This is a genomic window from Bacillus sp. F9_6S_D1_P_5 (assembly GCF_054823925.1).
Window position 1 is genome coordinate 183,175 of sequence record NZ_JBTREW010000006.1, and the last position, 15,179, is coordinate 198,353.

Here is a 15,179-nt window from a genome sequence, read left to right on the forward strand (position 1 = left end):
AGTAATTTGGATTTTATGAACAAACCGTCTCCCACAAATTGCAGACTATTTTTTTATCTCCCCTAAAATATATGTTGTCCCTACTATCTTTTCTTCAAATATATATTTTGGCACACTATTTGCTTTATTCAATACTGTGAATAGGGGGAATTAACATGACTTCAAAAATTAATAAAATCCAAAATCAACTACAAAACTACGAAATTGACGGATTGCTTATTACAAAAAAAGAAAACCGCCAATATGCAACTGGCTTTACAGGTAGCGCTGGCGTCGTCTTACTCTCTGCGGATAAGGCTGTTTTTATAACTGATTTTCGCTATGTAGATCAAGCGAAATCACAAATAAAAGATGCTGAAATTATTATGCATCAAGGAAATTTAGAAAAAGAAATTGCAAATCAAGTATCGAAATTAAACATTCAAAAACTCGGAATTGAAGAAAACAACATGACATTGCAACAATATAAAAACTTACAAAAATACGTACATGTAGAAATGGTTCAAGTGTGCGAAATTATCGAAAATATTCGTATCATTAAAGACACGCCTGAAATAGAAACAATGAAAATCGCAGCTAATATCGCGGACGAGGCATTTCACCACATCCTTACGTTTTTAAAAACGGGAATAAGTGAAAATGATGTACGAGATGAGTTAGAGTTTTTCATGCGAAAAAAAGGGGCTACATCCTCTTCATTTCAAATTATTGTAGCTTCTGGCGTTCGCTCTTCTCTTCCTCATGGAGTTGCATCAAATAAAATAATCGAACGAGGCGACGTCGTTACATTAGATTTCGGTGCACTTTACGATGGATATTGTTCTGATATAACTCGTACTGTAGCAATCGGGGAACCATCAGAAGAATTCAAAAAAATATACAGTGTTGTCCTAGAAGCGTTAAAACGTGGGACTGAAGCAATTAAGCCTGGAGAAACCGCGAAGAGTATCGATGATATAACGAGAGATTACATTACAGAACATGGATATGGTCAATATTTTGGACACTCTACCGGTCATGGTCTTGGGTTAGAAATACATGAACCTCTTCGCCTATCTCAGGAAAGTAAAGCTACTTTAGAAGAAGGTATGGTTGTTACAGTTGAACCTGGTATTTACATTCCAAACTGGGGCGGCTGTAGAATTGAAGATGATATCGTTATTACAAAAGACGGATATGAAGTGATTACAAAATCAAATCGAGAACTAATTGTTATTCCTTGTTGAAATCATAGAAAAAAATGCCACCGAATAAGGTGGCATTTTCTTTTATTCATTAACGAATAACTTTTCGTTTACTTTTTTAGTGATTACCGCTATCGACATTAATATACATATTAAATATAGCATTTTCGCAATAAACAACCACCCTTGAAACATTACAATTCCATCTATTATCTCATTTCCTTTCAATAGCAAAAACGGAATTGTGCTAATGATAATGACAAACTCGATGCTGAACACAATTTTCTTTTTTTGGCTATATGATTTCCATTCGTTCCAGCGATACATAGGTGCAAAAATCAATACTCCTATACATAATATAGCTGGTACCCAGTCACTGTTAAGGAATTGTCCTGAAATAACTGATAATAGTAAACAAACGAGCACACCATAATATCCTATTTTTTCTCTCATTCGTACTCCCCCATTCTACTTCTCCTTTAGTATGTAACTTGCTACGCTTATAACAATTCTTAGAAAAACAACAACGACAATTACAAGATAAAGACCCTTCGCAGAAGACATCCATTCTTGAAAAATAGACATTTTCTCTATTTGTTTCTGCCCTTCTATTAAAATAAACCCTACGAAAAATGAGCAAACAACAATAATACCAATCATAATTCGATACTTTTCTTACTATATTGTTTCATATCTTCCCAGTTATATAAAAGTATAAATACAAACCCGAAAACAGGTATGATACTGATCCATTCATTGTTTGTAAACAAATTTAAAGTGATTAATAGACTACAAGATATGATAAATCCCCAAAACCCAATTTTTTTACGCATAAGTCCTCCTTTAATTCCATTTTTAGGATTAATTGTATTGTAACATCCATTTATCGTTCTTACCATTACAGTACATGAAATTTCATTTTTTCTTTTTCCTATACTCACATACTTTCACTGCTTTCATACAATAAACTACACGAACGCCTAAAGGATGTGAATGTTATGGGAGTTGAATTAACGCTGTTGCATGCTCTCTATATTCTTTGTTTACTCACTATCATTACCTTTTTTATTCTCCGGAAAGATACGACGATTATTTGTATCGTTTTTATCTTTTTATTAGCATTAACCGCTACAAGCTCTATCCCTCTTGCCGTTAGCGGTATTTTTCAAAGTTTCATTTACGCTATTACTGAACTATTACCGACTATATTAATCATCTCTATTATCGTATCAATGAGTAATCTACTCGTTCATACTGGCATAAATGATACGATGATTTCACCATTTACAAAGATGATTCGTACCCCTACCCTTGCCTATTGGATTATCGGCCTTTTAATGATGACAATTTCTTTCTTCTTTTGGCCTTCTCCAGCTGTCGCTTTAATGGGAGCTATTTTATTACCCGTCGCTGTACGCGTCGGCCTTCCTCCAATTGGGGTTGCCATTGCTATGAACTTATTCGGACACGGCATTGCCTTATCTGGTGACTTCGTTATTCAAGGCGCACCGAAATTAACTGCGGATGCTGCCGGTCTTCCTGTTTCTAGCGTTGTTTCTGCCAGTGTCCCTCTCGTAATTGTTATGGGCATTGTGACAACTTCCGTCGCATTTTTCTTCTTACGAAAAGAATTTCATACAGGCTTATCCATACAAGAATCTATTCCATCAACTGCGTCTTCTAAAACGCTCACTTCATTATCTCCTCGGACAAAAAAATGGCTCGCTATTTGCATTCCGATCGTATATGCCATCGATATCCTTTGCATGATTCAATTTAAACTACAAGGAAGCGACGCAACTGCACTTATCGGCGGGACGACTGTTATTATGATTATCATCATTTCTCTCATCGCCTACAAAGGTAATGGACTAAATAAAACGACCGATTATTTTATAGAAGGGCTCCAATTTGGCTTTAAAATCTTTGGTCCAGTTATCCCAATTGCTGCACTCTTTTATTTAGGAGATAGCGGTTTTGTAAAAATTATCGGAGACGATTTACCGAAAGGTTCACACGGAATCATTAACGACTTAGGAATCGCTTTGTCTCAAACAGTTCCTTTAAATCAATATGTATCGGCGGGAACATTAACTATCGTTGGTGTCATAACAGGATTAGATGGATCTGGCTTTTCTGGTATATCACTTGCTGGTTCAATTGCTAATCTTTTCGGAACAGCACTTGGGCATGGAACAGCTACATTAACAACACTCGGGCAAATCGCTGCCATATGGACCGGAGGCGGGACTTTAATTCCTTGGGCACTTATTCCTGCCGCTGCCATTTGTAAAGTGGATCCATTTGAACTTGCACGCCGAAACTTTTTACCAGTTGTGATTGGTTTAATTGTCACCACGATCGTTGCAATGTTTATTCTATAGCGTAAGCAAGTTTTCTCTTGCTTACGCTTTTTATTATGAAATCCAGCATTTATTACTGACTATCAAAAGGGATTATATACATGTTAGCGAAGTTATATTAAGAGAGTATTTTTTAAAAACGTTTACGAGAAACAGATTACTTCCATTAGAAAAGGGGACATAACTATGAATGAATTGATTTTCGTCTTATTAATTTGTCCATTACTTATCTTTATCGTTTCTATTATTGGAACACGCAAGACGAAAACGTATTACGTAATGCCGATTGTAACGTTTGCTAGTTTTTTAATAATAGGTGTTATCGCCTTCACTCCAAAATTCTTCTTTTGGGTTGGCATGTACAGCATCTTTTCATTTATTGTTTCTTATATGACGCTATTGTTTGTAAGAGGTTATGAGGTTGCGGAAAACGCTAAATAGTTGTTAGCAAGGAGATTATTATATGATTTTCTTTGATATTGATGGAACTTTACATGAAATTATAACAATAATATAAAAAAACGACCGCGTTCCCCCGCGGTCATTTTTTCGTGTTACGCTGTGATCCAAGCTTCGTTAGCTGGATTTTTACGCCACTCTTGTAATTTTTTCGTTTCAGCTTGTCCGATCATACCTTTTTCTGCCGCTACTTCAGTTAATGCACTGTAGTCGCTTAAAGAGTATGATGCTACGTTAGCAGCTTCTAGTTTTTCTTTTCCTGCTTCAAGCTCGTATGTGAAGATTGATACGATTCCTAATACTTCACAGCCAGCTTCGCGAAGTGCTTCTACACATGTAATTGCACTACCGCCAGTTGAAATTAGATCCTCTACTACTACTACTTTTTGACCTTTTTCAGCTTTTCCTTCGATTTGGTTCCCTTTACCGTGACCTTTTGCTTTACTACGTACGTAGCACATTGGTAAATCCATACGATCGCTTACCCATGCAGCGTGCGCAATACCAGCAGTTGCTGTTCCTGCAATAACTTCTACAGTTGGGAAGTGCTCTTTAATTAACTCTTCTAATCCAGCTGCAATCGCTTGACGTACTTTTGGATAAGATAAAGTTAAACGGTTATCACAATAAATTGGTGATTTCATACCTGAAGACCAAGTGAATGGATCATTCGGTTGTAAAAATACTGCTCCAATTTCTAATAAATGCGATGCGATTTCTTTTTTCATACTGTTACACCTTCCCACTGTTGTTTTACTGTTTTATACGCTTCAAGCGGATTTTCTGCTTTTGTAATACTACGTCCAACTACGATATAGCTTGAGCCAAGTTCCCTCGCACGTTTCGGTGTTGCTACGCGCACCTGGTCATTTACATCATCGCTTGCAAGACGAATCCCCGGTGTTACTGTTACAAATTCATTTCCGCATACTTCACGTAGTTTTGGAACTTCAAGCGTTGAGCAAACAACGCCATCAAGTCCACTTTCTTTCGTTAGTTTTGCATAATGAGCAACCGCTTCTTCTAACGTTTTCTCAATGCTGATCTCTTTTTTCATCATAGCTTCCGAAGTGCTTGTTAGTTGTGTAACTGCAATACAAATCGGTCTCTCTTTTCCTTCTTGCTTACCTTCCTCTAATCCCTCAATCGCAGCTTTCATCATACTGCTTCCCCCAGCAGCATGAACATTTACCATATCAACATCTAGACTAGCTAGGCTACGCATAGCGCTTTTTACTGTATTCGGAATATCATGAAGTTTTAAATCTAGAAAAATCTTATGTCCTTTTTCTTTTAAGTACGTAATAATCGCAGGGCCTTCTTTGTAAAATAACTCCATACCAACTTTGACAAATAACTCTTCCCCTTCAAAGTGGCGCAAGAATTGTTCTACATCTTGTTTCCCTGGAAAATCTAATGCAACGATTAACGACTGTGACATGTTTGCTTCCAGCTCCTTCCTTGACATTCCGAAATGTGATCAAATCCTAATTCATCTAGTAATGCTGGTAACTCTTCAATAATTGTCGGACATACGAACGGATCAATAAAGTTCGCTGTACCTACTGCAACTGCGCTTGCACCAGCGTAGAAGAATTCAATTACATCTTCCGCTGTTTCAATACCACCCATTCCGATAATTGGAATGTTAACCGCTTGACTTACTTCATGTACCATACGAATTGCTACTGGCTTAATCGCAGGACCTGATAATCCACCTGTACGGTTTGCTAAAATTGGTTTAGCTGTTTTTAAATCTAGACGCATACCAAGCAATGTATTAATCATCGTTAAACCATCTGCACCTGCATTTTCAATCGCTTTTGCAATTTCCACAATGTTTGCCACGTTCGGTGACAACTTCACGTATACAGGTACTTCAGAAACCTCTTTTACTCGCTTCGTTAAATCAGCAGCAATTTCAGGATTTGTACCAAAGGCGATACCACCTGTTTTTACGTTCGGACAAGAAATATTTAATTCTAGTGCATGGACATTAGGCGCTTTAGAAATTTCTTTTGCAACCGCTACGTAATCCTCAGCTTGTGAGCCTGCAACGTTCGCAATGATTGGAAGATCAAATTGTTCTAACCATGGTAATTCAGAATTCATTACTTTTTCTAACCCTGGGTTTTGAAGTCCGATTGCATTTAACATGCCGCCCGGTGTTTCAGCAACACGAGGCGTCGGATTTCCATAACGTGGTTGTTCTGTCGTCGCTTTAATCATGATTGATCCTAGTACACTTAAATCGTAAAACTGTGCATATTCACGACCAAATCCAAAGCATCCAGATGCCGGTATAATTGGATTTTTTAATGACAATCCTGGTAATTCAACTTGCAATCTGTTCATAGTACAACCTCCCCGATTGGAAATACTGGTCCGTCGCTACACACCTTCTTGTAAGAATGTCCACTTGGATCTTCTTGTAAGTGGCATACACATGCGAAACAAGCTCCAATACCACAGCCCATACGTTCTTCTAAAGAAATATAAGCTTTTTTCTCTTTGTAACGTCCTTCTAATGCACGAAGCATCGCTAACGGACCACATGAATAAAGAATATCAAAGTCAATTCCGTAATTATCAATTACATCTGTGACAAATCCTTTTGTACCGTGTGTACCGTCTACTGTCGCAACGTACGTATCACCAAGTTCTGCAAATTTTTCTTCATAGAAAACTACATCTTTCGTTTGAAAACCTAGGATGTGAATAACACGTACACCTTTTGCAACGAGGCGCTGTGATAATTCATAAAGTGGTGGTACACCAATTCCCCCGCCTACTAGTAAAGCTGTTTGGCCAGCTTCTGCTTCTTCTACAGGAAAACCGTGTCCCAGTGGTCCTAGTACGTCTACCATTTCACCTTGTTTCCTAGTTGCTAATGTTTTTGTCCCTTGTCCTTCCGCACGGTATAGCATTGTAAATTCGTTCTTCTCTTGATCTACATTACAAATACTAATCGGGCGGCGCAGAAGGGGCGCAATGCCCTCTGCTACCTTAATGTGTACAAACTGCCCTGGTTCGTTCATTTGCTGTACTAACGTTCCTTGAAGCACTAATTCGTAAATGTTTTTTGCGATTTCTTTTTGATTAACGACGATCATATTTTGCTTTTGCATCATGCATGTACCACCTCGTGACGCTTTGTTTGCGTAATTTCTTTCATTGAATGAGCTGAGAATGTCATAGATTCTAATACTCGTAAGATTGCTCTCGTTGTATCAAGTGATGTTAAGCAAGCTACACCATTTTCTACTGATTCACGGCGAATGCGGAAACCATCACGCGCTGGTTGTTTACCTTTTGTTAGCGTATTGATTACAAACTGTGCTTTTCCTTGACGGATAATATCTAGTAAGTTGTAGTCTTCAGAATCAATTTTGTTTACAACTTGTACTGGGATATTTTGCTCTGCTAACGATTTTGCTGTTCCAGCTGTTGCTAATAAGTTATAACCGATTTCGTGGAAACGTTTTGCAATTTCCATTGCCTCTTCTTTATCTTTATCCGCTACAGTAATGATTACTGATCCGTGCGTTGGGATGTTAATTCCAGAAGCAACTAATCCTTTGTATAATGCTTTTTCAAGCGTTAAGTCTTTACCCATTACTTCCCCTGTTGATTTCATTTCAGGTCCTAATGTTGTATCAACTGAGCGTAGTTTCGCGAATGAGAATACCGGAGCTTTTACATATACTTCTTTCTCTTCTGGGTGATAACCAGTTCCATATCCTTGCTCTACTAGGTCTTGCCCTAAAATAACTTTCGTTGCAACGTTCGCCATTGGTACACCTGTAATTTTACTTAAGAATGGTACTGTACGGCTCGCACGTGGGTTTACTTCAATTACATACACTTGATCTTCGAATACTACAAACTGGATATTTAGTAATCCAACAATGTTTAATCCTTTTCCAAGTGCAATTGTATGTTCAATAATTTGTTCTTTTAATTTGTCAGATAAGCTTTGTGGTGGATATACTCCAATTGAGTCACCAGAGTGAACTCCAGCACGTTCAATATGTTCCATAATACCTGGAATGAATACATTCTCACCGTCTGAAATTGCATCTACTTCAATTTCTTTACCAACCATGTAACGGTCGATTAATACTGGGTGATCAGCGTGAACTTTAACTGCATTTTTCATGTAGTGCAACAGTTCTTCTTGACGATATACGATTTCCATCGCGCGTCCACCTAGTACGTAAGATGGTCTTACTAATACTGGGTAACCAATTTTGTCAGCGATTGCTACTGCTTGCTCTACAGTCGTTGCTGTTTTACCAACTGGTTGCGGGATACCAAGCTGTGTTAGCGCTGCTTCAAACTTATCACGATCTTCTGCGCGATCTAAATCTTCAAGTGATGTTCCTAAGATTTTCACACCGTGAGCCTCTAATTTAGCAGCTAAGTTAATTGCCGTTTGTCCACCGAACTGAACGATAACACCTTCTGGTTTTTCTAAATCGATAATGTGCATTACATCTTCAATCGTTAATGGTTCAAAGTATAATTTGTCAGAAATACTGAAGTCTGTTGAAACTGTTTCTGGGTTGTTATTAACAATGATTGCCTCATATCCAGCTTCTTTAATTGCCCATACTGAGTGAACTGTTGCATAGTCAAACTCAACACCTTGACCGATACGGATCGGACCAGATCCTAGAACTACTACACTCTTACGATCTGTTCTAACCGATTCATTCTCGTCACCATATGTGCTGTAGTAGTATGGTGTTGCAGATTCAAACTCTGCCGCACAAGTATCTACCATTTTATAAACCGGAGTTATATTGCTTTCTTTACGCATATCGTAAATTTCACGCTCTGTTTTGTTCCAAGCATTAGCGATGTAATGGTCACTGAAGCCCATTTCTTTCGCAGTTTGTAGTACTTCCATATTTCCTACATTTGCTTTTACTTCGCGTTCCATGTTTACGATATTTTCTACTTTTTGTAAGAAGAAGAAGTCCATTTCACACCAATCGTTGATTTCTTCTTTCGTTACACCTTGACGGATTGCTTCTGCTACGATAAACAGTCGCTCATCATCAGCTTTTATAATGCGTTTTTTCATTGTTTCTTTATCAAGTTCTTTTAAGTGGTCTAATTCTAGGTGATAAATACCAAGCTCTAAAGAACGAACCGCTTTTAATAATGATTCTTCTAAGTTACGTCCGATTGACATAACTTCACCAGTTGCTTTCATTTGTGTTCCAAGTGTTCTGTTCGCTGATTCAAACTTATCAAATGGCCAGCGTGGAATTTTTGAAACAACATAGTCTAATGCTGGTTCGAAACAAGCGTATGTTTTTTGTGTTACTGGATTTATAATTTCATCTAATGTTAAACCGACTGCAATTTTCGCCGCTAGCTTCGCAATTGGATATCCAGTTGCTTTAGATGCTAGTGCAGATGAACGACTTACACGCGGGTTTACTTCGATTACATAGTATTGGAAGCTATATGGATCAAGTGCCAGCTGAACGTTACATCCACCTTCAATTCCTAATGCACGAATAATTCGTAATGAAGTGTTACGTAACATTTGGTATTCACGGTCACTTAATGTTTGGCTTGGTGCTACAACGATAGAATCACCTGTGTGAACTCCAACTGGATCGATATTTTCCATGTTACATACTACAATCGCGTTATCATTTGAATCACGCATTACTTCATATTCAATTTCCTTACAACCAGCAATACTCTTTTCTAATAAACATTGTGTTACTGGACTATGTTTTAATCCACCTGATACGATTTCAATTAGTTCTTCTTCATTACTACAGATTCCGCCACCTGTTCCACCCATTGTAAATGCTGGGCGAACAATAACTGGATATCCAATTTCTTTTACAAATTCATGTGCTTCTTCTAGCGTATGAATAATTGTACTAGATGGAATTGGTTCATTTAATTCCTGCATTAATGTACGGAATAAATCACGATCTTCCGCTTGCTCAATTGCTGATAATTTTGTTCCTAAAATTTCAACTCCACACTCTTCAAGTATGCCTGATTTCGCAAGTTCAACAGCCATGTTTAAACCTGTTTGACCACCTAATGTTGGTAAGATTGCATCTGGGCGTTCTTTACGAATGATACGGCTTACGAATTCTAGTGTTAATGGTTCTATATATACTTTATCTGCTGTTGCAGTATCTGTCATAATTGTTGCTGGGTTAGAGTTAACAAGGATTACTTTGTAACCTTCTTCTCTAAGAGATTGACAAGCTTGTGTACCAGAGTAGTCAAACTCCGCTGCTTGCCCAATTACAATTGGTCCTGATCCGATTACTAAAATTGTGTTAATGTCTAGGCGTTTTGGCATAACTCTTCCCCTTCTTTCTTGAAGTTTTCAATCATTGCTAAGAAATCTTCGAATAAATCGTTTGCATCTTCTGGTCCTGCAGAAGCTTCTGGATGATATTGTACTGTAAATGCTGGGAACTTCGTATGACGAAGACCTTCTACTGTTCCATCATTTAAAGCGACATGCGTAATTTCAAGTTCTGTATTTTTAACTGACTCTTCTTCTACTGCGTAACCATGGTTTTGAGATGTAATTGCTACTTTTCCAGTTGCAAGATGTTTTACTGGATGGTTTAAACCACGGTGACCGAATTTCAATTTACTTGTATTCGCACCAGATGCTAGCGCGAACAATTGATGTCCTAGGCAAATTCCGAATAAAGGAACTTTACCGATAATGTCTTTTAACATTTCAATTGCTTCTGGTACATCTTTTGGATCCCCAGGTCCGTTACTTAACATAATTCCATCTGGGCTAAGTCGTAAAATCTCTTCTGCTGTTGTGTTGTAAGGAACTACAATCACATCACAGTCACGTTTATTTAATTCTCGTAAAATACCATGTTTCATACCGAAGTCTACAAGTACAACGCGATGTCCGCGGCCTGGGCTTGGGTATGGATCTTTCGTTGATACGCGTTTTACATGATCTGTAAATACTGTCGCTTTTAATTGGCTCACGATGTATTCTACATCTGCATCCATGTTACAAAGGCGTCCGCGTAATGTACCGTATTGACGAATTTTTCTCGTTAATTTTCTCGTATCAATCCCTGCTAATCCTGGGATGTTTCTTTCTTTTAAGTAGTCATTTAACGAAATTTCATTACGGAAGTTTGATGGGTGATCACAAATTTCGTTTACGATTAAACCATTTACAGAAGGGTGAATCGATTCAAAATCATCACGGTTGATGCCGTAGTTTCCGATTAATGGGTACGTGAATGTCACGATTTGACCGCAATATGATGGATCAGATAATGTTTCTTGATATCCAGTCATTCCTGTTGTAAATACAACCTCACCTGACTTTTCGATTTCTCCTCCGAAACCTTTTCCAATTAATACTGTTCCATCTTCTAAGATAAGTTGTCTTTTCATACTAATGCACTCTCCTTTTGCCATGCGATCTTACCACCAACGATTGTCATTACCGGCCATCCTTGGCATTTCCAACCTGCGAATGGTGTATTTTTTCCTTTTGATAAGAATGTTGTTGGATCAATCTCTTCTTCTTGTTCTAAATCAATGATTGTAATATCAGCTGTTCTACCTTCTTTCAGGCGACCTGCTTCTAAGCCGAATGTATCAGCTGGCTTTTCTGTTAAGAATTGAATTAATTGTTCTAATGTAATAATTCCTTTTTTCACAAGGTTTGTGTATAGAAGCGGGAATGCTGTTTCAAAGCCAGTAATTCCGAATGGTGCTCTTTCAATTCCTTGTGCTTTCTCTTCCGCTGTATGCGGTGCATGATCAGTTGCGATCATATCGATTGTTCCATCTAGTAAACCTTCAATTAGTGCTGCGTGATCTTCTTTTCCACGAAGCGGTGGGTTCATTTTAAAGTTAGGATCAGCTGATGGGATATCATCTTCACATAACACTAAGTGATGAGGTGTTACTTCTGCTGTTACTTTAATTCCAGCGCGCTTTGCATCACGAATTACGCGTACAGAGCCTTTCGTACTTACGTGACATACGTGATAGTGACAATCTGCCGCTTCAGCAAGCAATATATCCCTTGCAATATGTACAGATTCACATACTGATGGGATACCGTTTAATCCGTGTTTCTCAGAAAACTTCCCTTCATGTACACAACCTTTATTAATAAGAGTATTCTCTTCACAGTGTGCAACTACTGCCATATTTAATTTCGCTGCACGCTTCATAGATGCTAACATCATGCTAGCATCTTGTACGCCTACACCGTCATCAGTGAAAGCAAATGCTCCAAGTTCTTTTAATGTTTCGAAATCTGTCATTTCAGAACCCGCTTGGCGTACTGTAATTGCTCCGTATGGTAGTACATTGACATGCGCTTTCTCTTTAATACGATTTTGCAAGTCTTCCATATGTTCTCTGCAATCTGGTACTGGGCGTGTATTTGGCATTGCACAAATTGTAGTGAATCCACCTTTTGCCGCTGCTAGTGTGCCCGTTTCAATTGTTTCTTTATGTTCACCACCTGGTTCACGAAGATGCACGTGCACATCTACTAATCCAGGTGCGATTAACTTTCCGTTCACATCGATTACTTCAGCATTATCTGCCGTAATATTTTCTGCTACCTTAGCGATTTTACCGTCTTGTACGAGAAGATCTGTTGCTACGATTTTTCCTTCTTCATTCATATAACGACCATTTTTAAACAAGTAATTCATGTTTCATTCCTCCTAATACATTTGGTAAGGCACGTTTTAGTACAGCCATTCTTACGTAAACTCCATTTTCCATTTGTTTAAATATGCGTGAACGCTCACACTCAACAAGTTCACTTGCAATTTCAACATCTCGGTTTACTGGAGCTGGATGCATAATAATGCTTCCTTCTTTCATACGTTTTTCTCTTTCCACTGTTAATCCGTGTTTCTCATGATACTCTTTCATAATGTCTGTTTCATAATGATCATGACGCTCATGTTGTACACGAAGTAACATCATTACATCCACTTCTGGAACAAGTTCATCTAATGGTTTGTATGTTCCAAATGTGTTGTCTTCATCTTTCCACTCTTCTGGACTTGCAAAGTAAATTGTTGCACCCAGTTTCGTTAATGCTTCTGCATTAGAACGTGCTACTCGGCTATGACGAACATCTCCTACTATCGCAATCTTTAATCCTTCAAATCTTCCAAACTCTTGTTTTATTGTAAGTAGATCGAGTAGGCACTGCGTTGGATGGTTTCCACATCCATCTCCAGCGTTTAAGATTGGGATATTTACCTGATCTTTCAGTTCATCGAAGTAGCGATCTTGCTCATGGCGGACGATTACCGCTTTTGTTCCGATTGATTCTAGTGTTCTTATCGTATCGTATAAAGTCTCTCCTTTTTGTACGCTAGATGCATCAGCTGAAAAGTTTAAAACTTCTAGTCCTAATCTTTTCTCAGCAACTTCAAAGCTAAATCTCGTTCTCGTACTATTCTCAAAGAACAAGTTCGCAACAAAAGTTTGCTCTGTCGTTTTGCTCTCTTTTCCATTCGCGAAATCTTCTGCGTCTTTTAGGATTTCTGAAATTTCTACTTCCGATAATTCACTCATCGTTAACAAATGGCTCATCGTCATCCCTCATCTTTCTGATTTTTATGTTACCACTTTTGTATTTTTATAACAACCTTTGCATAAAAATACCCTAGTCGTGTGAGACTAGGGTGCAAGAAAGAAGCCACCCTTTCCGGTCTCACAGGACTGAATTAAAAGGTTATTATTATGATGCAATCTGTTTAGATTGTTTTATTTGTTTCGTTTCTGGTAGTAGTAGATTTAATAGTACACCTACAATTGCTGCTAGTGCCATTCCTTCTACTTGGAACGATTCTCCTACGTGAAGTACCGCTCCACCAATACCGATTACTAGTATTACTGATGCAATCATTAAGTTTCGTTTGTCACTTAGGTCTGTTTTATCATCTACCATCATGCGTAATCCGCTTGATGCGATTACACCGAATAGTAAGATTGATACCCCCCCCATAACCGGTGTTGGGATCGAATGAATGAGTGCAGAAATCTTACCGATAAACCCGAACATGATTGCGAACACTGCTGAACCGATGAATAAGTATACACTGTATGCTCTCGTAATTGCTAGCACACCGATGTTTTCACCATACGTTGTATTCGGTGGTCCACCGATTAGTGATGCGATTAATGTCGCTACTCCATCACCGAAGATTGAACGGTGTAAACCTGGTTTTTCAATTAAATCTCTTTTAATAACATTTCCAAGTACAATTTGATGTCCGATATGCTCTGAAATTGTTACTAGTGCAACTGGTACCATTAGGAGTACAATCTTCCACGAAAACTCCGGAGTATATGTTACAAATGGTACTGTGAAATCTGGTACAACAAACCATTTTGCCTCAGCTACCGGCTTTAAGTCTACTAGCCCTTGGAAGTAAGCGAAGATATATCCGCCGATAATCCCTAGTAACACTGGTATGATACTGAAAAACCCTCTTCCGAATATAGAGCAGATAATTGTAATTGCTAACGTTACTAACGCTACTGAAAAGTGTGTAAAGCTATATTTGCCATCCGCACCGTTCATCGCCATGTTAACTGCTGTATGTGCTAAAGCTAGACCGATTACCATTACTACTGGACCAACTACGATTGGCGGAAGTAATTTCATAATCCACTCTGATCCTGACTTCTTAATTCCGAGTGAGATTAAGATGTACACAAGTCCTGCTAGCAAACCACCGAGCATTGCTGCTCCAGGTCCACCTGCTGTTTTCGCTGTTATTATCGGTGCGATAAAGGCAAATGATGATCCTAGATAGGCAGGTACTTGACCTTTCGTTATAAGAAGAAACGCTAGCGTTCCTAATCCACTTGATATTAATGCTACTGACGGATTCAATCCTGTTAAAAACGGAACAAGCACTGTTGATCCAAACATCGCGAACAAATGTTGTATACTTAAAAATAACCATTTTCCCGGTTTTGGTACTTCATTAACGTCTAACACTGGCTTTTGTTCCATTGTTACATCCTCCTTCAGTTTAATTCTTTGCAATAAAAAAACTCTTTGTGCCTGTGCACAAAGAGTCCTACACTTTCGTATGCCAAATTTGACATATGAAAGCCAAGACCCTTTGGCAGCCTCACAGGACTA

At 38.3% G+C, this 15,179-nt stretch carries 13 protein-coding genes and 1 pseudogene; 3 read left to right on the forward strand and 11 right to left on the reverse strand.

What is annotated here, in order from left to right:
* Positions 1–155: 155 nt before the first annotated feature.
* Positions 156–1,226 carry a M24 family metallopeptidase gene (locus tag ACUXEY_RS09925; RefSeq protein WP_461300581.1) on the forward strand — a complete coding sequence of 357 codons (1,071 nt, stop codon included), beginning with the start codon at positions 156–158 and terminating at the stop codon, positions 1,224–1,226.
* Positions 1,227–1,268: 42 nt separating this feature from the next.
* Here ACUXEY_RS09925 and ACUXEY_RS09930 read toward each other — a convergent pair whose 3' ends face one another.
* Positions 1,269–1,637: a YoqO family protein gene (locus tag ACUXEY_RS09930; protein ID WP_429599537.1), complete on the reverse strand. Its 369-nt coding sequence runs from the start codon at positions 1,635–1,637 to the stop codon at positions 1,269–1,271.
* Positions 1,638–1,652: 15 nt separating this feature from the next.
* A pseudogene (locus tag ACUXEY_RS09935) lies at positions 1,653–2,017 on the reverse strand (YoqO family protein).
* A 165-nt stretch (positions 2,018–2,182) separates the two neighbouring features.
* Here ACUXEY_RS09935 and ACUXEY_RS09940 point away from each other — a divergent pair.
* Both ACUXEY_RS09940 and ACUXEY_RS09945 read left to right on the forward strand, forming a co-directional pair.
* Entirely contained in the window at positions 2,183–3,568 is a 1,386-nt protein-coding gene (locus ACUXEY_RS09940) for a hypothetical protein (RefSeq protein ID WP_461300582.1), read from the forward strand.
* Positions 3,569–3,733: 165 nt separating this feature from the next.
* Entirely contained in the window at positions 3,734–3,988 is a 255-nt protein-coding gene (locus ACUXEY_RS09945; protein WP_166702002.1) for a YbeF family protein, read from the forward strand.
* Between the two features lie 113 nt (positions 3,989–4,101).
* Here ACUXEY_RS09945 and pyrE read toward each other — a convergent pair whose 3' ends face one another.
* The 9 genes from pyrE to uraA form a co-directional block, all read right to left on the reverse strand.
* Positions 4,102–4,734 carry an orotate phosphoribosyltransferase gene (gene pyrE, locus ACUXEY_RS09950; protein ID WP_000711449.1) on the reverse strand — a complete coding sequence of 211 codons (633 nt, stop codon included), beginning with the start codon at positions 4,732–4,734 and terminating at the stop codon, positions 4,102–4,104.
* Positions 4,731–5,447, reverse strand: a complete 717-nt coding sequence (gene pyrF, locus ACUXEY_RS09955; RefSeq protein WP_461300583.1) for an orotidine-5'-phosphate decarboxylase — start codon at positions 5,445–5,447, stop codon at positions 4,731–4,733. The genes pyrE and pyrF overlap by 4 nt, the downstream gene beginning before the upstream one ends.
* Positions 5,432–6,361: a dihydroorotate oxidase B catalytic subunit gene (gene pyrD / locus ACUXEY_RS09960; protein WP_001081057.1), complete on the reverse strand. Its 930-nt coding sequence runs from the start codon at positions 6,359–6,361 to the stop codon at positions 5,432–5,434. The genes pyrF and pyrD overlap by 16 nt, the downstream gene beginning before the upstream one ends.
* Positions 6,358–7,137, reverse strand: coding sequence for a dihydroorotate oxidase B electron transfer subunit (gene pyrK / locus ACUXEY_RS09965; protein ID WP_000983359.1), 780 nt, complete (start codon positions 7,135–7,137; stop codon positions 6,358–6,360). Before pyrK ends, pyrD begins: the two co-directional genes overlap by 4 nt.
* The gene (gene carB, locus ACUXEY_RS09970; RefSeq protein ID WP_461300584.1) at positions 7,134–10,352 is read right to left on the reverse strand and encodes a carbamoyl-phosphate synthase large subunit; all 3,219 of its coding nucleotides are present in this window, start codon (positions 10,350–10,352) and stop codon (positions 7,134–7,136) included. The genes pyrK and carB overlap by 4 nt, the downstream gene beginning before the upstream one ends.
* Positions 10,337–11,434 (reverse strand): carbamoyl phosphate synthase small subunit, encoded by a 1,098-nt coding sequence (locus ACUXEY_RS09975; protein ID WP_000828668.1) that lies wholly within the window; start codon positions 11,432–11,434, stop codon positions 10,337–10,339. Before ACUXEY_RS09975 ends, carB begins: the two co-directional genes overlap by 16 nt.
* Positions 11,431–12,717, reverse strand: coding sequence for a dihydroorotase (gene pyrC / locus ACUXEY_RS09980; RefSeq protein ID WP_461300585.1), 1,287 nt, complete (start codon positions 12,715–12,717; stop codon positions 11,431–11,433). Before pyrC ends, ACUXEY_RS09975 begins: the two co-directional genes overlap by 4 nt.
* Entirely contained in the window at positions 12,701–13,615 is a 915-nt protein-coding gene (pyrB, locus tag ACUXEY_RS09985; RefSeq protein WP_166701998.1) for an aspartate carbamoyltransferase, read from the reverse strand. The genes pyrC and pyrB overlap by 17 nt, the downstream gene beginning before the upstream one ends.
* Before the next feature lie 148 nt (positions 13,616–13,763).
* Positions 13,764–15,047 (reverse strand): uracil permease, encoded by a 1,284-nt coding sequence (gene uraA, locus ACUXEY_RS09990; protein ID WP_000435928.1) that lies wholly within the window; start codon positions 15,045–15,047, stop codon positions 13,764–13,766.
* Positions 15,048–15,179: the final 132 nt, after the last annotated feature.